Origin of the sequence: Streptomyces sp. NPDC087420 (assembly GCF_044744165.1) — a bacterium.
GTDB lineage: Bacteria > Actinomycetota > Actinomycetes > Streptomycetales > Streptomycetaceae > Streptomyces.
Genome location: NZ_JBIUXU010000011.1, coordinates 1 through 20710 on the forward strand (window position 1 = coordinate 1; position 20710 = coordinate 20710).

Sequence of the window (20710 nt, forward strand, 5' to 3'; positions counted from 1 at the left end):
GACATCCCCGACCCCCCCCCCGCCCCCCGCCCCCCCGCCCCCCCCGCCCGCCGCGCCCCCCCCCCCCCCCCCCCCCCCCCCCCCACCCCCCCCCGGGGGGGGGGGGGCCGCCCCCCCCCCCCCCCCCCCCCCCCCCCCCCCCCCCCGACGCGGGGTCACCCGACGCGGGTCACTCGCCCTTGCGGGCGGCCCAGAACTCGTCGAAGGTCAGCAGGCCGTCGCCGTTGGCGTCATGGGCGTTGATGACGGCCTGCGCCACGGTCTCGGTGACGTGGAAGTCACCGAGCTGCGCCATGGCGCTCTTGTACTCCACGGCCGTGATGAGCCCGTCGCCGTCGGCGTCGAACCGGTCGAATGCCTTACGCGCGTCGTCAATGTCCGCCACTGTGTCCGCCCCTTCGTTCATGCTGTGTTGACGGACCCAGATTATCCGCCCGCACTCACCCGAACGGCGGCAGCCCGCGCGGCGGGGTCAGCCGCGCCCGGGTCAGCCGCGCCAGGGGCGGTAGTGCGGGTTGTCCACGCACTCCGCCATGATCTCGACCTTCCTCTTCCTGTCCACCGGGCACGCGCCGATGATGCGTTCGCGGGCGATGCCGCCGGGGAAGGCGACCTCTTCCCGGGACGCCCACTTGTGGGTGTCCCCGATGGTCTTGTTGACGTCGATGCCGCCGGGGGCGTCGACGTAGTAGTTGAAGCCGCTCTCCCACTGCTTGTACAGGTCGTGGTCGAAGGTGGTGGAGACGTACGGCGAGTCCTGGTTGACGAGCACGTACTTCTCGACGTCGTACTGCCCGTCGAGCGGCGCCCTGGGCTGGAAGCCCTGGGCGAAGACGACCTCGGGCGCGCGGCCGTCGGCGCGGTACAGCTGCCGGCAGTCGGAGCGCCACGCGGGCTCGGGAGTGATCCGGCTCAGGTCCACCCGGCGGTCCGCGGCGGCGAAGAGCGGGTCGTAGAGGACGGGACAGGACGCGGGGGCCGCCGTCGCGGCGGGGGCGGCGGTCACGGCGGCGGGAGCGGCGGTACGGGAGGCGGCGGGCGCGGCCTCGGTGATCGAGGCGGGGACCAGTACGGCGGTGACGGACAGGGCGAGGGCGGCGGCCCGGCGCCGCAGACGGGAGGTGATCATGGGGAGCACCCTCCCGCCCGTACGGTGGCCGTAGGGGGACCGTCACCCGAACGGCGGCGTGTCCCTGTCGAACTCCTGCCATCGAGTGGCGAGTTGCGGCCAGGGAAAGTCACCCGGGCGGCCCAGGGAGAGGGGGGCGGGGCAGTGAGCCCGCAGGGGGGGAGGGAAGGGCCGGAGGGGGTGTCAGGGGGCCTGGCGGTCGGCGACGCGCATCTCGAACCAGGTGGTCTTGCCCCGGGGCAGCAGGTCCACGCCCCACCGGTCGGACAGCTTGTCGACCAGGAAGAGGCCGCGCCCGCTGGTGTCCATTTCCTGCACCGGCATCAGACAGGGAAGTCCGCGCGACGGGTCGCGCACCTCGATCCGGATCCAGCCACGGCGACGGACCATGCGTAACCCGAAGACCCGCGCGCCCGTGTGACGCACCGCGTTGCCGACGAGTTCGGAGACGAGCAGCACCGCGTGCTCGGCCGTCTGCGGGGAGAGGGCCCACTGCCGCAGCACAACACTGTGGGTGATCCTGCGGGCCGCCGCGGCGGACTCCGGGCGGGAGGGAAGCCGCACCTCGCCGTCCGTCGGATTGCCGTACAACTCCAGCGCTTTGAGCGCCTGTTCGTCCTCGGCGGCCGGAATCCAACGCGCAGCGGTCGCACTGCCGCGTTGCCGCGGCTGCTCCACACCCTCCAGGCCCGCCATGTCTCCCATCATGGCCGCCCGGAGCCTTTTCCGGGGGCGTTCCGGGGGATTCAACCCCCCGGAATGAGTCATTCCAGGCAGACCGCCTGGCATATGCCTAAGGCACCAGACGGTCCTCGACAGCCCCTCTGACCTGGGATGACAACCCGCGTTCAGATGATCACCAACAGCGATCACGGCATTTTCCTTAAGGTTCTCTTAAGGTTGTGATAAGCCGTGCACACGGTTGACGGACAGGGGATCGGGAGCGTGGGATCAGACGAACCGCGCCTTGCCGGGACCGTCCTCCACGAACGAGCGCATGCCGCGCTCCCGGTCCTCGGTCGCGAACAGGCTTGCGAACCAGGTGCGTTCGATCGTGAGGCCCGTCTCCAGGTCCGTCTCCAGACCCGCGTCCACGCTCTCCTTGGCCGCGCGCAGCGCGAGCGCGGGCCCCTTGGCGAGCGCGGCGGCCCAGGCGTGCGCCTGCTCGTACACCTCGGCCGCCGGGACCACCCGGTCGACCAGACCGATCGCGAGGGCCTCGTCGGCCCGTACCTGACGGCCCGTGAAGATGAGGTCCTTGGCGCGGGAGGGGCCGATCAGCCGGGCGAGCCGCTGGGTGCCGCCGGCGCCCGGGATCAGTCCCAGCAGGATCTCGGGCTGGCCGAGCTTCGCGTTGTCGGCGGCGATCCGGTAGTCGGCGCAGAGTGTCAGTTCGCAGCCCCCGCCGAGCGCGTAGCCGGTGACGGCCGCGACGACGGGCTTGGGGATGCGGGCGACGGCGGTGAACGCCTCCTGGAGGGCCCGGGAGCGCAGGACCATGGCCGCGTGGTCCATGTCCCGCATCTCCTTGATGTCGGCGCCGGCCGCGAAGACCTTCTCGCCGCCGTACAGGATCACGGCGCGTACGTCGTCGCGCCGGCCGGCCTCCTCGGCCAGCTCGCGCAGCCGGTCCTGGATCGAGGCGTTCAGCGCGTTCATCGGGGGACGGTCGAGCCGGATCGTGCCGACGCCGTCGGAGACTTCGAGGTTCACGGTAGCCATGGGTGGCAGGTTAACGGGGATTAACGGCGGCGGGCCCGGTGCACTTGGTCACAGTGCGCCGGGCCCGGCCGTTCAGGTGGTGCGTTCAGGTCGTACGGACGGGGAGGGGACCTACTTCGTCCACTCCGCCCAGGACATGTTCCAGCCGTTGAGGCCGTTGTCCGGGGCGATCTGCTTGTCCTTGGAGTTCTTGACGATCACCACGTCGCCGATGATCGACTGCTCGAAGAACCACGCGGACGGCGTGCCGTTCTTGCCGCCGCCCCTGACGTCCCGCAGCCCCACGCAGCCGTGGCTGACGTTGGCGGAGCCGAACGTCCCCGAGGACGCCCAGTAGTTGCCGTGTACGAAGGTGCCCGAGGTGGACAGCCGGATCGCGTGCGGCACGTCCTTGATGTCGTACTCGCCGCCGAAGCCGACGGTCGCGCCGTTCATCCGCGTGACCTCGTACTTCTCACTCATCACCATCTGGCCGTTGTACGTGGTGGTCGACGGCGCGCCCGCGGTGATCGGGATGTTCTTGATCTGCTTGCCGTCCCGCACGACCTTCATCGTGTGGGCGCTCGCGTCGACCGTCGAGACCTGGCTGCGGCCGATGGTGAACGAGAACGACTTGGCCTGCTCGCCGTAGACCCCCGGGCGTCCCTCGACCCCGTCGAGGTTGAGCTTGACGGTCACCTTCGTGCCCGCGGCCCAGTACTTCTCGGGCCGGAAGTCCAGCCGGTCGTTGCCGAACCAGTGTCCGTCGACCGGTACGGACGGCTCCGCCGTCACCGTGATGGCCTTCTCCACGGCGTCGGGCTCGGTGATGCCCCGGGAGAAGTTGATCGAGACCGGCATGCCGACGCCGACGGTCGAACCGTTCTCCGGCGTGTACTGGCCGATGAAGGTGTTCTGCGGCACGAGTGTCGTGAAGGTGGTGTCCTTGGCGGACTCCCGGCCCTCGGCGTCCTTGGCTATCGCGTGCACCTTGTACTTGGTCGAGCCGGCGAGGTGCTGGGTCGGTTCCCAGTCGGCGCCGTCGGGGGTCGTCTTCCCCTCGACCACGTTGCCCTTGTCGTCCTTGACGGTGACCGAGGTCAACTTGCCCTTGTCGGCGGAGACCTTGAGGACCCCCGTCGTCGCGACCGCCTTGGAGCCGTCCTTCGGCGCGACCGTCACGACCGCGACGGACGCCGCGTTCGCCACCGCCGCCGCGCCCTTGGCGCCGCCCTTCTCACCGGAGGCGCCCTTGTCGGCGGCGTCGTCCCCGCCGCCGCACGCGGTGACCACCAGGAGCACTCCTCCCAGCGCCAGCGCCAGCAGTCCGCGCTTCCCGCGTCCCCGCCGTCCGTCCTGTCCCCGGCCCTGTGGCCCGTGGACCGGTCCAGCCGATGTCCGCGATATCGGCAAGCCGTTCACCATGGTCGTCTCCCCTCGCACGGCCTGGCCCCGCCACGGCCCGCACTCTCGCGCGCCGATTGCCCGCGCCCAGCGTCAGACAATCACATCGCGTGCATGGGGAAGATCTCGTGATTGTCACCGTTCCGTCCCAACGGGTGCAGGTCAGCGGAGTGCGGAGCCCTTCCTCCACTCCGTCCAGTCCATGTTCCAGCCGCCAAGTCCGTTGTCGGGAGCCACGATCCGGTCACGTGAGCGGACGACCTCCACGACGTCACCGATCAGGGTCCGGTCGAAGAACCACCCCGCCGGGGTCTCCTCGCCGCCGCCCTTGACGTCCAGCAGTCCGACACAGCCGTGGCTGACGTTGGCGGAGCCGAACGTGCCCGGCGCGGCCCAGTAGTTGCCGTGCAGGAAGGTGCCGGAGGTCGTCAGCCGGATCGCGTGCGGCACGTCCTTGATGTCGTACTCCCCGCCGAAGCCGACCGTCCTGCCGTCCATGCGTGTGACGTCGTGCAACTCCGTGACCACCATCTTCCCGTTGTACGTGGGGGTCTTGGCGGCGCCCGCCGTGATCGGCAGGGTCGAGATCAGCTCGCCGTCCCGCCGTACCTCCATCGTGTGCTTCTCCGCGTCCACGAGGGAGATCTGCGAGCGGCCCACGGTGAAGCCGGTCGTCCGCTCCTGGATGCCGAGGACACCCGGCGCGGCCTCGACGTCCCGCAGCCGCACCGCGACGGTGACCTCGGTGCCGGGGGCCCAGTACTCCCGTGGCCGGAAGTCGAGCCGCTCGTCGCCGAACCAGTGGCCGACGACCTCCACCGGCGGGTCGGCGGTGACCTCGATGGCCCGCTCGACGGCCGCGCGGTCCCGGATCGTCCGGTTGAAGTCGAAGGAGACGATCATCCCGGCGCCGACGGTGGAGCGGTTCTCGGGCGAGAAGTAGCCGATGAAGCGGTCCTTGGGGACGGCCGTCGTGAACGTGGTGTGCCGGGCGGAGCGCCGGCCCGCCCCGTCCACGGCCACCGCGTCGACGCTGTACTTGGCCGAGGGCGCGACGCGCGCGCCGCCGCCCGGACGCCAGGACCGGCCGTCCTGGGAGATACGGCCCGGCAGCTCGGTGCGCCGGCCGTCCTCGACCCGCGCGACCGTGACGCGCTGGATACGGCCGTCGGGAACCCTCACCTCGATCCGCCCGGACACCCGGACGGACGTCGCCCCGTCCTCGGGGGTGATCCGGATCGTGTCCCCCGGAGCCCCCGACTTCCCTTCGGGCGGTCCCCCGCCACCGGTGCATCCCACGAGCCCGGCGAGGGCCGCCACCAGTCCTGCTCCTGCCAGAGCGACGGCCGCGCCGGTCCCTGCCCGCTTCAGTACGTGTCTCACGTCCCGCCCAACGACCACCCCCCTCCGGGGGAAACGTGAGGGCGGGGTCTCATGAGGGAAGAACAGAGGGAGGACCACGCGAGGAGAGCCACGGCCGGGACGCCGTGCGCACCGATCCGCGAGGCCGACGAGCCGCGGGAGGCCGGTCAGGTGGCGAGCGCAGCCGAGCAGAAGGCAGTGCAGGAGTCGGTGCGGGAGCGGGAGAGAGCGGGGACGGGGACGGGGACGGGGAAACAGACAGAGGCCGGCACCGGCACGGAGGCGTTCGACGGAGACGGGGCCGGGAACGGGAACGGGGCCGCCCTCGCCGTCGCCGTCGACGACCTCCGCGCCAGGACCGGGATACGCCGTCCGGACGTGTGGCCCGGGGCGGCCACCCCCCTCGGGGCGCGCTACCGCGTCGGGCCCGACGGCGTCGCGGGCACCAACTTCGCGCTCTGGGCCGGGGGCGCCGAGGCCGTCGAGGTGTGCCTCTTCGACGACGGCCCGCGCGGTCCGGGGACGATCGAGACGCGGCTGCCGCTGACCGAGCTGACCCATGAGATCTGGCACGGCTTCGTGCCCGGTGTCCGCCCGGGCCAGCGGTACGGCTTCCGGGTCCACGGCCGCTGGGACCCCTGGACCGGCGCCCGCTGGAACCCGGCGAAGCTGCTGCTCGACCCGTACGCCCGCGCGGTCGACGGCGACTTCCGGCTGCCGCCCGAGGTCTACGGCCATGTGCGCGACTGGCCGCAGCAGCAGGTGGCCGACACCGTCCGCGACGAACGCGACTCCGCCCCGTACGTCCCCAAGGGGGTCGTCGTCCACGACGACGCGCCCGACGACGAGTGGGCCGACGACCGGCGCCCGAAGACCCCCTGGGCCGACTCCGTCATCTACGAACTGCACGTGAAGGGCTTCACCAAGCTCCACCCCGGCATCCCGGAGGAGCTGCGCGGCACGTACGCGGGCCTGGCCCATCCCGCCGCGATCGACCACCTCCAGCGGCTCGGCGTGACCGCCGTCGAGCTGCTCCCGGTGCACCAGTTCGCCCACGAGGACCATCTGTTGCGCCGGGGCCTGCACAACTACTGGGGCTACAACTCGATCGGCTACTTCGCCCCGCACGCGGGCTACGCGGCGGGCGGTACCCGGGGCCAGCAGGTCGAGGAGTTCAAGGAGATGGTGCGCGCCCTGCACGCGGCGGGCATCGAGGTGATCCTCGACGTGGTCTACAACCACACCGCCGAGGCCGGCGAGCACGGCCCGACCCTCTCCCTGCGGGGCATCGACAACCGCGGGTACTACCGCCTCCAGTCCGACCCCCGCAGCTACACGGACTACACCGGCTGCGGCAACACCCTCCACGTGGTCCAGCCGCAGGTCCTGCGCCTGATCACCGACTCACTGCGCTACTGGGTGACGGAGATGGGCGTCGACGGCTTCCGCTTCGACCTGGCGGCGGCCCTGGCCCGCTCCATGCACGACGTCGACATGCTGTCGCCGTTCCTCGCGGTGATCGCCCAGGACCCGGTGCTGCGCCGGGTGAAGCTGATCGCCGAGCCGTGGGACGTCGGCAACGGCGGCTACCAGGTGGGGGCCTTCCCGCCGCTGTGGACGGAGTGGAACGACCGGTACCGCGACGCCGTACGGGACTTCTGGCGCGGCGCGCTGCCCGACGTACGGGATCTCGGCTACCGGCTGTCCGGGTCCAGCGACCTGTACGCGTGGGGCGGCCGGCGGCCGTACGCCTCCGTCAACTTCATCACCGCGCACGACGGCTTCACCCTGCGCGACCTGGTGTCGTACGAGCACAAGCGCAACGAGGCCAACGGCGAGGACAACCGGGACGGGACCAACGACAATCGGTCCTGGAACTGCGGGGTGGAGGGCGAGAGCGACGACCCGGCCGTCAACACCCTGCGGCGGCGCCAGCTGCGCAACCTGCTCACCACACTGCTGGTGTCGACGGGAGTCCCGATGCTGGTCGCGGGCGACGAGATGGGCCGCACGCAGGGGGGCAGCAACAACGCGTACTGCCAGGACAACGCGGTCAGCTGGCTCGACTGGTCGCTGCTGGACCAGCCGGGCGCGCACGGCCTGTACCGGCTGACCCGCCGGCTGCTGGCGCTGCGGCACGCGCATCCCGTCCTGCGCCGCCGCGCCTTCTTCTCCGGCCGGCCGCAGGCGCCCGACGGGCTGCGGGACCTCGCGTGGTTCACCCCGCACGGTACGGAGATGACGGACGGCGACTGGTACGCGCCGGCCTCGACGCTCGGGCTCTTCCTCTCCGGGCGGGACATCCCGGGGCGGGACGCGCGGGGCGAGAAGATCACGGACGACAGCTTCCTCACGGTCCTGCACGCGGGACCCGGGCCGGTGGAGTTCGTGCTGCCGGGGCCGCCGTGGGCGGAGGCGTACGAACTGGTCGTGGACACCTCGCTGGAGGAGCAGACGGAGGAGCCTGGCACGGTCCACGAGGCGGGGGCGGGAGTGACGCTGCCGGGGAGGTCGGTGCTGCTGTTCCGGGTACGGGCGGAGCCGGACCCCGGCGCCTGAGGACGCGCGGGGCCCCGGCGGGGGGGCGGGTGTCGGGAAAACCACATGAGCGATGTCAGTGGTGAACCGTAGGCTCGCCCCTGATGCCCGAAAAACATGCAGCCACCAAGGAACGGTCCACCGCACAGTCCCTGCTGCGACTGTGGCCCTACGTGCGACCCGTACGCCACCGCCTCGCCAGTGCGGCTTTTGTCGCGATCGTCGCATCCTGTCTCGGCCTGGTCTTCCCCCTGATCCTCAAGTGGATGGTGGACGGCCCGGTCACCGACCGGGACACCGGCGGCATCTGGCTGGGGGCGCTGTACCTGCTGCTCCTCGGGATCGCCGAGGCGGTGCTGTTCGGGTTCCGGCGCTGGCTGGTGGCGCGTCCGCTGGCCGCGGTCGAGGCGTCGATGCGCGCCGACCTCTACCGTCACCTGCAACGGCTCCCGGTCGCCTTCCACGACCGCTGGCCGTCGGGGCAGCTGCTCTCGCGCGGTACGACGGACCTGATGCTGCTGCGGATGTTCTTCGCGTTCCCGCTGACCTTCCTGGTGGTCAACACGGTCACGATCCTGGCCGGCTTCGTGATCCTGCTCATGCAGGACTGGTCGCTCGGGCTGGTGCTGCTGGCTCCCGTCGTGCCGCTGGTGATCCTCTGCTCGCTCTTCGAGTCGCGGTACACATCCGTCGCGCGCCGGGCGCAGGACCAGGTCGGGGATCTGACGACGGTGGTCGAGGAGGGTGTGCTCGGCATCCGGATCATCAAGGGCTTCGGCCGGCACCGCAGCCAGTCCCGCGCCTTCCACACGCTCGCCGGGAAGCTGCGGACCACCGAGCTGGCCAAGGCACGGCTGCTGGCCGCCATCTGGGCGCTGATCATGACGCTTCCGGAGCTGGCCATCGGCGCGGCCCTGGTGCTGGGCACGATCCAGGTGGCGGACGGTGATCTGTCGGCGGGCACGCTGGTGGCGTTCCTCTCGACGGCGCTGGCGCTACGGTGGCCGGTGGAGTCGATGGGGTTCCTGCTGGCGATGAGCCAGGAGTCGGCGACGGCCACCGAGCGCTTCTTCGAGGTGATGGACGTACCGGAAGAGGTCGAGGACGACGCGGACGCGGCGGGCAGCGGGAGCGCGGCGCCGGAGGGCGCGGGCGGGCTGCGGTTCCAGGGGGTGTCGTTCCGCTATCCCGACGCCGAGGCGGACTCCGTGTCCGTACTGGACCGGATCGACCTGCACATCAGGCCGGGCGAGACGATGGCGCTGGTCGGGGCGACCGGTTCCGGCAAGACGACGCTCACCGCGCTGGTCCCGCGGCTGCACGAGGTGACGGCGGGGCGGATCACGCTCGACGGCCAGGACGTCGGGCTGATGCCGCGCGCGCGGCTGCGGGAGCTGGTGTCGGTGGCGTTCGAGGAGCCGACGCTGTTCTCGGCGAGTGTCGGGGAGAACGTGCTGATGGGCGCCGAGGGCGCGAGCGAGGAGGCTCTGGGGCGGGCGCTGGACGTGGCCCAGGCCGGGTTCGTGAAGGATCTGCCGGAGGGTACGGCGACCCAGGTCGGCGAGCAGGGGCACAGCCTCTCCGGTGGCCAGCGCCAACGGCTCGCGCTGGCCAGGGCGGTGGTGGGACGGCCGCGCTTCCTGGTGCTGGACGACCCGCTCTCGGCGCTGGACGTGCACACGGAGGCGCTGGTGGAGGCGGCCCTGCGGCGGGTGCTGCGGGAGACGACCGCGCTGGTGGTGGCGCACCGGCCGTCGACGGTGCTGCTGGCCGACCGGGTGGCGCTGATCTCGGGGGGCCGGATCACGGCGGTCGGCACGCATCAGGAGCTGCTGCGGAGCAGTGAGGAGTACGCGTGGCTGATGTCGGGCGCCAACGCGCCGGGGAGCGCCGAAGCGCTGGAGGCGGCACAGGCCGCTGAGGTTGTCGAGGCCGCTGAGGCCATTGAGGCTGTTGAGGCCGCGGAGGAGAACGCGCGATGAGTACGCCCACCACGACCGGTACGGACGCGGGCGGCGGGAAGCCCATGAACACTGCCGCCACTGCCGCCGACGCCCCGCTCTCCCCCGGGGAGGCCCCGTCGTCCGGCGACCCCTTCGACCGTGACGCCCTGCCCGCTCCCCCGCGCGCCACCGGCACCCTGCTGCGCTCGCTGCTGCGCGCCCACCGCCCCCGGGTGATCGTGGCCGCGCTGCTCCTGCTGCTCCAGCAGGCCGCGTCCCAGGCGGGCCCGCTGCTCGTCGCGTACGCCATCGACCGGGGGGTGCCGGCGTTCCGGGACGGCGACCACGGTCCCGTCGTCGCCGTGGGCGCCGGGTATCTCATCTGCGCGCTGGGCTCGGGCGGCTTCCAGTGGGCGTTCATCCTGGCCTCCGCGCGGATCAACCAGGACGTGCTCCTCGACCTGCGCGGCCGGATCTTCCGCCATGCCCAGGCGCTGAGTGTGGACTTCCACGAGCGCTACACCTCGGGCCGGCTGATCTCCCGGTCGACCACGGACGTGGAGTCGCTGCGGGAGCTGCTCAGCGAGGGCCTCCAGGAACTCATCGCGGTGGTGCTGGCGTTCGTCTACATCTCGGCGATGCTGCTCTACCTGGACCTGGGGCTGGGCGCGCTGGCCGTGGTCTCGTTCGTGCCGCTGTATCTGCTGGTACGGCTCTACCAGAAGCGGGCGGGCCGTATCTTCGGCATCCGCTCGACCGCGATCGCCGCCGTCATCGTGAAGTTCGCGGAGACGATGAACGGCATCAGGCCGGTGCAGGCCTTCCGGCGCGAGCGCGCCAACGACGCGGACTTCGAGCGGCTCAACGACCGCCACCGGCTCAGCAACGGCGACGCCCTGCTGGAGATGGCCCGTTACGTGATCGGCTCCCGGCTCGTCGCGAACGTGGCCGTCGCCGGGATCGTGCTCTGGGGCGCGTACCGGGTGGCGGACGGCACGCTGGCGCTCGGGGTGCTGGCCGCGGCGGTGCTCTACCTGCGGCGGCTGTACGACCCGATCGACCGGCTCGGGATGTTCCTCAACTCGTACCAGTCGGCGGCCGCTTCCCTGGAGAAGATCGCGGGGCTGCTGGCCCAGACGCCCTCGGTGCCGGAGGCGTCCTCGCCGCGTCCGCTGCCCGCGCGCGCCGGCGATCTGCCCGGCCGCGAGGTCGTCTTCGACGGGGTGAGCTTCTCGTACCGTACGGGCGGGGAGATCCTGCCGCGCTTCGACCTGACCCTCCCGGCGGGCCAGACGGTCGCGGTGGTCGGCTCGACGGGCGCGGGCAAGTCCACGCTGGCCAAGCTGCTGGCGCGCTTCTACGACCCGACGGAGGGCCGCGTCCTGCTCGACGGGGTCGACCTGCGCGAGCTGGACACCCCCGAACTGCGGCGCGGGGTCGTGATGGTGACGCAGGAGGCGTTCCTGTTCTCCGGCACGGTCGCGGAGAACATCGCGATCGGCCGCCCGGACGCGACCCGCGAGGACATCGAGGGGGCGGCGAAGGCCATCGGGGCGCACGAGTTCATCGCGACGCTGCCGGACGGCTACGACACGGACGTCCGCAAGCGGGGCGGCCGCATCTCCGCCGGTCAGCGCCAACTGGTCGCCTTCGCGCGGGCCCTGCTCGCCGACCCGGCGGTGCTGATCCTCGACGAGGCGACCAGCTCGCTGGACATCCCGGGCGAGCGGGCGGTGCAGCGCGCGATGGACACGGTCCTGCACGGCCGTACGGCGGTGGTGATCGCCCACCGCCTCTCGACGGTCGAGATCGCGGACCGGGTCCTGGTGATGGAACACGGCCGCGTGGTCGAGGACGGCCGCCCGGCGGACCTGATCGCGGGCACGGGCCGCTTCGCGGGCCTGCACCGCGCGTGGCGCGACAGCCTGGCGTGAGGCGGGCGGGCCGGCCCGGGCAGCCGGGCCCGCCCTCCCGGCGTCCGGTTCAGGGCATGGAATGCGCCACAGTTCGAGTCGGCCGTGCGTGCGTTCGCTTTCACGTGGTCAACACTGTGTTCATCGATGACACATTCGAGTTTGGCCGGGACGAAGTCCGGCAGGTCGGGGCGGGGAGAACCCGCGGCGGCATCGCGGTGATCACCGGCGAAACGTCCGCTTAACGAACAGGGCCTTTCGGGCACCGGACGATTTCCGGCCAACTTCTTGACGCGGTCCTGACAGACGGGTGTCACGGCTGCGACTCTTCCCCCGTTCTCCGCACCACCGGTACAGCCCCACTCGTACCGCAGCATTCGCTCCGCTAGCTCTGCCCGGGCTGCTCACCGTGCGGCCCGTCACCCCCATCGCAGAAGGAGTTCGCGTGAGACCCACGCCCAGCCGTCGTGCCACCGCGACCGGCGCTCTGATCGCCGCAGCAGCTCTTCTCACCGTCGGTGTGCAGGCAGGCACCGCCACCGCACAGCCCGACAGCGCCCCCAAGGCACCGGTCGCCGGCAAGGCGGACCCCGGTGCGCTGCCGCGCGATCTCTCCCCCGCCCAGCGCACCGCGCTGATAAAGGCGGCCGACGCGTCCAAGGCGGACACCGCCAAGACGCTCGGCCTGGGCGCACAGGAGAAGCTCGCGGTCCGTGACGTCGTGCAGGACGTCGACGGCACCACGCACACCCGCTACGAGCGCACCTACGCGGGCCTGCCGGTCCTCGGCGGTGACCTCGTCGTCCAGGAGACGAAGGCGGGGAAGACCGAGTCGGTCACGAAGGCGTCGAAGGCCGTCCTGAAGAACGTCGACACCTCCGCGGACGTCACTCCGGCCGTCGCCGAGAAGCAGGCCCTCGGCCTCGCCGTGGCGGACGGTTCGAAGAAGACCGCCGCCGACCGCGCCCCGCGCAAGGTCGTCTGGGCCGCCCAGGGCACCCCGACCCTGGCGTACGAGACGGTCGTCGGCGGGCTCCAGGAGGACGGGACCCCGAACGAGCTGCACGTGGTCACGGACGCCGCCACCGGCAAGAAGATCTTCGAGTGGCAGGGCGTCGAGAACGGCGTGGGCAACACGCAGTACAGCGGTCAGGTCACCCTCGGGTCCGTCCAGTCGGGCTCGACCTGGAACCTGACCGACTCCACGCGCGGCAACCACAAGACGTACAACCTCAACCGGGGTACGTCGGGCACCGGCACGCTCTTCTCGGGTCCTGACGACGTCTGGGGCAACGGCGTCGCCTCCAACCTGGAGACCGCGGGCGCCGACGCCGCCTACGGTGCCGCGGAGACGTGGGACTACTTCAAGAACGTGCACGGGCGCACCGGCATCCGCGGTGACGGAGTCGGCGCGTACTCCCGCGTGCACTACGGCAACAACTACGTCAATGCGTTCTGGCAGGACAGCTGCTTCTGCATGACGTACGGCGACGGCTCGGGCAACGCGAAGCCCCTCACGTCCATCGACGTGGCGGCCCACGAGATGTCCCACGGCGTCACCGCCAACACCGCCGGCCTGATCTACAGCGGTGAGTCGGGCGGCCTCAACGAGGCCACCTCCGACATCTTCGCCGCGGCCGTCGAGTTCTACTCCAACCAGCCCGCGGACCCCGCGGACTACCTGGTCGGCGAGAAGATCGACATCAACGGCAACGGCACCCCGCTGCGCTACATGGACAAGCCGAGCAAGGACGGCGCGTCCAAGGACTCGTGGTACTCGGGCCTCGGCGGCATCGACGTCCACTACTCCTCGGGTCCGGCGAACCACTTCTTCTACCTGCTCTCCGAGGGCAGCGGCGTCAAGACCATCAACGGCGTCACCTACGACTCGCCGACCTCGGACGGCCTGCCGGTGACCGGCATCGGCCGGGCCAAGGCCGAGCAGATCTGGTTCAAGGCGCTCTCCACGAAGTTCACCACCTCCACGAACTACGCGGCCGCCCGTACCGGCACACTCGCGGTCGCCAGTGACCTCTACGGCGGCACGAGCAGCGTCGAGTACAAGGCCGTGCAGGACGCCTGGGCCGCCATCGCCGTCGGCACCCGCTCGGGCACCCCGCCGCCGGACCCGAGCAAGGTCTTCGAGTCCACCACCCAGGTCGCCATCCCGGACAACGGCGCCGCGGTGACCTCGACGGTCAACGTCACCGGCATCGCGGGCAACGCGCCCACCAACCTCCAGGTCAGCGTGGACATCACGCACACCTGGCGCGGTGACCTGGTCATCGACCTGGTGGCCCCGGACGGCACGGCCTACCGTGTCAAGCCGGCCAGCAGCGGCGACTCGGCGGACAACGTGGTCGAGACGTACACCGTGAACGCCTCCTCGGAGGTCGCCAATGGTGCCTGGAAGCTCAAGGTCCAGGACGTCGCGGCGGCGGACACCGGCCGGATCAACAGCTTCAAGCTCCAGTTCTGACCCGGGCCCACGGCCTGACCCGCACCGCCTGAACAACAGTGCCGCCCGGAGTGTGATCACTCCGGGCGGCACTTTGTTGTGCGTAGGGCGCCGGTACGGACCGCCGGTACGGGCTAGTTGGGGTTGCCCGCGTTCGTCAGGGTCTCCCACGCGACGAACAGGTTGTTCGTCCCGGAAGGACGCTGCCGCTCGGTGAGCGTCTGGGTGTTGGCCATCGCCACACCGTGGAGCGTGTTCAGGGTGTTGAACCCGACCTCGGTGATCGGGCCGAGGCCGCGGACCACACTGCCGCCGCACAGGTTGGACGGGACGGGCTGCGCCTGGATCTCGTACCGGGACTGGAAGCCCAGCGCCTGCCGCAGCCGCTCGCCGACCTGCGGGTACAGGTCCTGGCCCTGGAGGCGCGCGGTCTCCAGGACGTGCGAGACCGACGAGATGCCGTAACCGGTGTGGACGAAGTCCCGGCAGGTCTCCTGGGTGAGACCCGTCATCGCCGAGCCGAACGTGCTCTGGCCCTGCCAGTAACTGACGATCTTCGCCGTGGTGTTGAGGTTCTGGCTCGGGACCGTCTTCGGCAGCGCGCCGTCCGACGCCAGGTAGATGTAGGCCGGCACCCGGGTCAGGTAGCGGCTGATCGAACTGTCGTAAGCGCCCTTGTCGTTGAGGTAGACGGCGATGCTGGTGGACGCCTCCACCATCGTCAGCTCCCAGTTCCCATTGGAGTTGGAACCGGCGAGGAGCTTCGGCAGGTAGACGTTGCGCAGCATCGTGTCGAACCGGCCCGAGTTGGCCCAGTTGCCGCGCACGTACTTGATGATCTCCGCGGCCTTGGGCCAGGAGGAGCCGGCCCAGCCGGTCTGGAGCGGCGCGTTGGAGTTGGTGTGGTCCTTGATGGTGCCGGACCAGGCGTCCATGAGCTGGATCGCCTTCTGCGCGTAGGCGTCGTTGCGCGTGATGTACCAGATCAGCGCGTCGGTGTACGCGGCGATCGCGTCCTCACGCTCGTCCGTGCAGCCGTTGTTGGGATTGGAGTACGAGCCGCACTCGACGGTGGCGCGGGGCTTGGCCGTACGGGACAGGGACGCGTACTTGCTCGCGACCATCTGGTCGTACGCGGCCTTCCAGGGCTGCGCCCCGGCCTGCACCTTGCTCCGGATGAAGTCGAGCTGGGCGGTGTTGAGGTTCACGCCCGGGTGCGTGAAGGTCGCCGGAGCGGCGGCGACGGCCGGGGCGGCGACCGCGGCCTTCACCTCCTCCGGGGCCTTGGCGGCGGAGGCGGGAGCCATGAAGACGCCGGCGGTGACGCCGGCCAGGGCGGCGGAGAGTCCGAGGACTCTCGCGATGGGTCCGGGGCGCATGTGGGGGGCCTTCCGGGTCAGTGGAGGTCCTCAACTCGGTTCACCCATGTGAACGCTGGGTGAAGTTGTGAACCCTGTTGGAACGAGGAACTTAGAACCAACGCATGAACACGTCAAGGTCTGGACCTATGCCGATTGATCGGTCCACATCCGTGGACCGATCACATGGCCCCCCGATCAGACCGGCAGCTGCCACAGTTGGTTAGCCGCGCCCGCGCAGCTCCAGATCTGGAGCTTGGTGCCGTTGGCGGTGCTGGGCCCCGTCACGTCCAGGCAGCGCCCGGACTGCGGGTTGACCAGGGTGCCGTTCGCGGCCTTCTGCCACTGCTGCGAACCGGTGCCGTTGCAGTCGTAGATCTGCACCGCCGTCCCGTTGGCCGTGCCGGCCGCGGCCACGTCGAGGCACTTGCCGAGCCCCCGGATCGTGCCGTCCTGGGACACGGTCCAGGTCTGGGCGGAGCTGCCGTTGCAGTCATAGATCTGCACGGCCGTGCCGTTGGCGGAACTGGCCGCGTTGATGTCCGCGCACTTGCCGCCGTAGCCGGTGATCCGCCCGCTCGGCGACGTGGGCGGGTCGGTGGGCGGGTCGGTGGGCGGCGTGCCGCCGCCGGGGCCGGGGACCACCGGGTTCTCGGCGTTGGTCAGGGTCTCCCAGGCGACGAACAGGTTGTTGGTGCCGGAGGGCCGCTGCCGCTCGGTGAGCGTCTGGGTGTTGGCCATCGCGATGCCCTGGCGGGTGTGCAGGGCGTTGAAGCCGACTTCGGTGACCGCCGCGAGCCCGCGGGTGAGCGAGCCCCCGCACAGGCCGGCCGGGACGGGTTCGGCCTGGAGTTCGTACTTCGCCTGGAAGCCGAGCGCCTGCCGCAGCCGCTCGCCGACCTGCGGGTAGAGGTCCTGCCCCTGGAGGAGGGCGGTCTCCGCGACGTGCGAGATGGACGAGATGCCGTAACCGGTGTGGACGAAGTCCCGGCAGGTCTCCTGGGTGAGACCGTTCATCGTGGAGCCGAAGGTGTTGGCGCCGAACCAGAATCCGACGATCTGGTCCCGGGTGGTGAGGTTCTGGCTCGCCACGGTCCTCGGCAGCGCGCCGTCCGAGGAGAGGTAGACGAAGGCGGGGACGCGCTCCAGGTAGTGCCCGATCGCGCGGTCGTAACCCGCCCTGTCCTCAAGGAAGACGGAGATGCTGACCGCCGCCTCCAGCATGGTCAGGTCCCAGTTCCCGGTGCGGTTGGAGCCGTTCACCAGCCTGGGGAGGTAGACGTTGCGCAACATGGTGGAGAAGCGGGCGGAGTTGGGCCAGTTGCCGTAGGCGTACTTGATGATCTCGGCGGCCTTGGGCCAGGACGAGCCGGCCCAGCCGGTCTGGAGCGGCGCGTTGTCGTTGGTGTGGTTCTGGATCGAGTTGGACCAGGCGTCCATCAGCTCGATGGACTTGCGCGCGTAGCGCTCGTCGCGCGTGATGTACCAGGCGAGGGCGTCGGTGTACGCGGCGATCGCGTCCTCCCGCTCGTCCGTGCAGCCGTTGTTGGGGTTGGAGACCGGCCCGCACTCCACGATCGCGCGGGGTTTGGCGGTACGGGTCAGGGAGGCGTACTTGCTCGCCATCATCTGGTCGTACGCGGCCTTCCAGGGCTGCGCCCCGGCCTGCACCTTGCCGCGGACGAAGTCGAGCTGGGCGGTGCTGAGGTTCACCCCGGGGTGGGTGAAGACGGCGGGCGCGGCGGCGACGGCCGGGGCCGCGGCGGGGGCCGCCTTCACGGGCGTGGCGGCGGCCGGCGCCATGAGGGCGGTGACGGTCACCGCGGTCAGGGCGGCGGCGAGTCCGAGGACTCTGGGGATGATCCGAGGACGCATGGGGGGATGCCTTCCGGTCGGCGTAACCAGGTAACCAGGGTGGGGAACCCTTGTTGAACGCTGAACGTAAAGCGATCCTCATGAGCACGTCAAGGTCTAGACCTATGGGCCCGCTGTGTGCACGCCGAGGGCCGGGCTCCTGGGAACCCGGCCCTGACCAGCTACGACTCAGAAACCCACGCGTCAGCGCATCAGCACCCCCGCGCCGTCCCCCGCCGCCTCCGCGGGCAGGGCGACCAGCCCCAGCTCCGCGCTCGTGGCGAGCAGCGGGTGCGCCGGCAGGACCCGGACCGTGTAGCCGTACGGGCCCGTACGGTCCAGGGCGAGCGGCCCCTCGTACACCCAGCGGCCTTCGGCATCGGGGCCGCCGGCCGGCTTGAGCGGGAAGGTCTGCGCGTCCGCGATCGCGTCGTCGGAGCCGACCCGCCCGGCCACCGCCTGCACCTCCACCTCGTCGGGGCGCAGGTCGCCGAGGCCGATCCGGACGCGCAGGGCGAGGGTCGAGCCCAGCTCCGCCGTGCCGCCGGCCGTGGTCTCCACCGAGGCCGTGGCGGACGGGACCGTCTCGACGTGGTCCACCGAGACCCGGGGCCACAGCGCCCGCGCCCGGCCCTTCCACTCGGCCAGTTCGGTGGCGGTGGCGGCGTCCAGGGCGCGGTGGGCGCGGGCGGCGGGCGCGTACAGCCGCTCCACGTAGTCACGGACCATCCGCCCCGCGAGCACCTTCGGCCCCAGCGTGACCAGGGTGCGCCGGACCATCTCGATCCACCGGCCCGGCAGACCCTCGCCGCCACCGCCGACACTTTCCCCGCCGCCGTCCCGGCCGTCGCGGCCGTCCCGCCCGTCCCGGTCGTAGAAACGCGGCGCGACCCGGTCCTCGATCAGCTCGTAGAGCGCGCCCGCCTCCAGGTCGTCCCTGCGGTTCTCGTCGGCGGTCACCCCGTCCGCCGTCGGGATGGCCCACCCGAAGTCCGGCTCGAACCATTCGTCCCACCAGCCGTCCAGCACCGACAGGTTGAGACAGCCGTTGAGCGCGGCCTTCATCCCGCTGGTCCCGCACGCCTCCAGCGGGCGCAGCGGGTTGTTCAGCCAGACGTCGCAGCCCGGGTAGAGCTTCTTCGCCATCCGCATGCCGTAGTCGGGCAGGAAGACGATGCGGTGGCGCACCCGCGGATCGTCGGCGAACCGCACCAGCTCCTGCACCAGCCGCTTGCCGCCGTCGTCCGCCGGATGCGCCTTGCCCGCCACGACGATCTGGACGGGCCGCTCCGGGTGGAGCAGCATCGCCCTGAGCCGGTCGCGGTCGCGCAGCATCAGTGTGAGGCGTTTGTACGAGGGGACCCGGCGGGCGAAGCCGATGGTCAGGACATCCGGGTCCAACACGCCGTCGATCCAGCCCAGTTCGGCCTCCGCCGCGCCCCGCTGGAGCCAGGACGCGCGCAGCCGGTCCCGTACCTCCTCGACCAACTGCCCGCGCAGCGACCTCCGTACGGCCCAGATGTCGCCGTCCGGGATGTCCTCCACCGAGTCCCAGCGGGGCGAACCGCCCACGGACAGCGCGTGTTCGGCCCGTTCGGCGCCGACCCGCTCGGCGCCCAGCCGGGCGACCTCGGGCGCGACCCAGGTCGGCGCGTGCACGCCGTTGGTCACGGAGCCGATCGGCACCTCCTCCGGGTCGAAGCCCGGCCACAGCCCGGAGAACATCTCGCGGCTGACGGCGCCGTGCAGGGTGGAGACCCCGTTGGCCCGCTGGGCGAGCCGCAGCCCCATCACGGCCATGTTGAAGAGGTGGGGCTGGCCGCCCGGATAGGTCTCCAGGCCGAGGGCGAGGATGCGCTCGGCGTCCACCCCGGGCAGCTCGCCGTCGTCGCCGAAGTGGTGGGCGACGAGCGAGCGGTCGAAGCGGTCGATGCCGGCGGGCACGGGCGTGTGGGTGGTGAAGACCGTACCGGCCCTGACGGCCTCCAGGGCCGCGTCGAACGCGAGCCCGGTGTCCGCGAGTTCACGGATGCGCTCCAGGCCGAGGAAGCCGGCGTGCCCCTCGTTGGTGTGGAACACCTCGGGCGCGGCGTGGCCGGTGAGCCGGCAGTACGTACGCACCGCGCGCACCCCGCCGATGCCGAGCAGCATCTCCTGGAGCAGCCGGTGCTCGCTGCCGCCTCCGTAGAGCCGGTCGGTGACGTTCCGCTCGCCGGGGCCGTTCTCCTCGACGTCCGAGTCGAGCATCAGCAGCGGGACCCGGCCCACCTGCGCCTGCCAGACGCAGGCGCGCAGGGTGCGGTGTCCCGGCAGGGTGAGGGCCACCTGCGCGGGGGTGCCGTCCTCCTCGCGCAGGAGGGTCAGCGGCAGCTCGTTCGGATCGAGGACGGGGTACTGCTCCTGCTGCCAGCCGTCCCTGGAGAGGGACTGCCGGAAGTATCCGTGCCGGTAGAGCAGGCCTACGCCGATCAGCGGTACGCCGAGGTCGCTGGCGGCCTTGAGGTGGTCGCCGGCGAGGATGCCGAGCCCGCCCGAGTACTGCGGCAGCGCGGCGGTGACGCCGAACTCGGGCGAGAAGTAGCCGACGGCGGCGGGCAGCTCTCCGCCGCCTCCGTCGCTCTCCTGGTACCAGCGGGGGCCGTGCAGATACGTGTCGAGGTCGGCGGCCGCGGCGCTCAGGGTGCGCAGGAAGGCGCGGTCCTCGGCCAGCTCGGCGAGGCGCGCCGCGGAGACGCCCCCGAGGAACCGCACGGGGTCGCCGTCGGCCTCCCGCCAGCCGGCGGGGTCGACGGACTCGAAGAGCTCTCGGGTCTCGGTGTGCCAGGACCAGCGCAGATTGCGCGCCAGGTCGCCGAGTGGTCGCAGCGGGTCGGGCAGGACGGGGCGGACGGTGAACCGACGGATTGCCTTCACGTGCTCCACCTTCGCAGGGGACGTACGGGCCAGAGGGGACACACGACGATGTGCGTCCCACCGTCCCCCCGACGGTAGCCGTACGCCCCCCGTTCCAACCACGGCGCATTGAACGTGTGCGCCCCCCTGAGGAGGTG

13 protein-coding genes and 1 pseudogene are annotated in these 20710 nt (G+C 71.3%); 4 read left to right on the forward strand and 10 right to left on the reverse strand.

Going from position 1 to position 20710, the window contains the following annotated elements; all coding sequences use genetic code 11:
• Window positions 1-169 precede the first annotated feature (169 nt).
• The 6 genes from ACIO1C_RS23005 to ACIO1C_RS23030 all read right to left on the reverse strand — a co-directional run bounded on the left by ACIO1C_RS23005 (window position 170) and on the right by ACIO1C_RS23030 (window position 5617).
• The gene (locus tag ACIO1C_RS23005) at window positions 170-385 is read right to left on the reverse strand and encodes an EF-hand domain-containing protein (protein WP_161309364.1); all 216 of its coding nucleotides are present in this window, start codon (window positions 383-385) and stop codon (window positions 170-172) included.
• Between the two features lie 102 nt (window positions 386-487).
• A complete protein-coding gene (locus tag ACIO1C_RS23010) occupies window positions 488-1129 on the reverse strand; it encodes an ADP-ribosyltransferase (protein ID WP_401866381.1) in 642 nt (213 codons plus the stop codon).
• 183 nt (window positions 1130-1312) lie between these two features.
• Window positions 1313-1825, reverse strand: a complete 513-nt coding sequence (locus ACIO1C_RS23015; RefSeq protein WP_401866383.1) for an ATP-binding protein — start codon at window positions 1823-1825, stop codon at window positions 1313-1315.
• Between the two features lie 255 nt (window positions 1826-2080).
• Window positions 2081-2851 carry an enoyl-CoA hydratase/isomerase family protein gene (locus tag ACIO1C_RS23020; RefSeq protein ID WP_401866385.1) on the reverse strand — a complete coding sequence of 257 codons (771 nt, stop codon included), beginning with the start codon at window positions 2849-2851 and terminating at the stop codon, window positions 2081-2083.
• 111 nt (window positions 2852-2962) lie between these two features.
• Window positions 2963-4252, reverse strand: coding sequence for an Ig-like domain-containing protein (locus tag ACIO1C_RS23025; protein ID WP_401866859.1), 1290 nt, complete (start codon window positions 4250-4252; stop codon window positions 2963-2965).
• A gap of 144 nt (window positions 4253-4396) precedes the next feature.
• Entirely contained in the window at window positions 4397-5617 is a 1221-nt protein-coding gene (locus tag ACIO1C_RS23030) for an Ig-like domain-containing protein (protein WP_401866386.1), read from the reverse strand.
• A 342-nt stretch (window positions 5618-5959) separates the two neighbouring features.
• Between ACIO1C_RS23030 and glgX the strand changes: the two genes are divergently transcribed.
• From glgX to ACIO1C_RS23050, 4 genes are all read left to right on the forward strand, one after another.
• Window positions 5960-8155 carry a glycogen debranching protein GlgX gene (gene glgX, locus ACIO1C_RS23035; protein WP_401866861.1) on the forward strand — a complete coding sequence of 732 codons (2196 nt, stop codon included), beginning with the start codon at window positions 5960-5962 and terminating at the stop codon, window positions 8153-8155.
• An 83-nt stretch (window positions 8156-8238) separates the two neighbouring features.
• The gene (locus tag ACIO1C_RS23040) at window positions 8239-10116 is read left to right on the forward strand and encodes an ABC transporter ATP-binding protein (protein WP_401866388.1); all 1878 of its coding nucleotides are present in this window, start codon (window positions 8239-8241) and stop codon (window positions 10114-10116) included.
• A gap of 44 nt (window positions 10117-10160) precedes the next feature.
• A complete protein-coding gene (locus tag ACIO1C_RS23045; protein ID WP_401866863.1) occupies window positions 10161-12011 on the forward strand; it encodes an ABC transporter ATP-binding protein in 1851 nt (616 codons plus the stop codon).
• Window positions 12012-12435: 424 nt separating this feature from the next.
• Window positions 12436-14469: a M4 family metallopeptidase gene (locus tag ACIO1C_RS23050; RefSeq protein ID WP_401866390.1), complete on the forward strand. Its 2034-nt coding sequence runs from the start codon at window positions 12436-12438 to the stop codon at window positions 14467-14469.
• 113 nt (window positions 14470-14582) lie between these two features.
• On the opposite strand, the gene ACIO1C_RS23055 is transcribed toward ACIO1C_RS23050, so the two are convergent.
• The 4 genes and pseudogenes from ACIO1C_RS23055 to glgP form a co-directional block, all read right to left on the reverse strand.
• Window positions 14583-15827 carry an alginate lyase family protein gene (locus tag ACIO1C_RS23055; RefSeq protein ID WP_401866392.1) on the reverse strand — a complete coding sequence of 415 codons (1245 nt, stop codon included), beginning with the start codon at window positions 15825-15827 and terminating at the stop codon, window positions 14583-14585.
• A 177-nt stretch (window positions 15828-16004) separates the two neighbouring features.
• A complete protein-coding gene (locus tag ACIO1C_RS23060; RefSeq protein ID WP_401866864.1) occupies window positions 16005-16451 on the reverse strand; it encodes a ricin-type beta-trefoil lectin domain protein in 447 nt (148 codons plus the stop codon).
• Window positions 16452-17681: pseudogene (locus tag ACIO1C_RS23065) on the reverse strand (alginate lyase family protein); the annotation flags it as partial.
• 183 nt (window positions 17682-17864) lie between these two features.
• Complete coding sequence (gene glgP / locus ACIO1C_RS23070; protein WP_401866394.1) at window positions 17865-20573, reverse strand: alpha-glucan family phosphorylase; 2709 nt, start codon at window positions 20571-20573, stop codon at window positions 17865-17867.
• Between the last annotated feature and the right edge of the window lie 137 nt (window positions 20574-20710).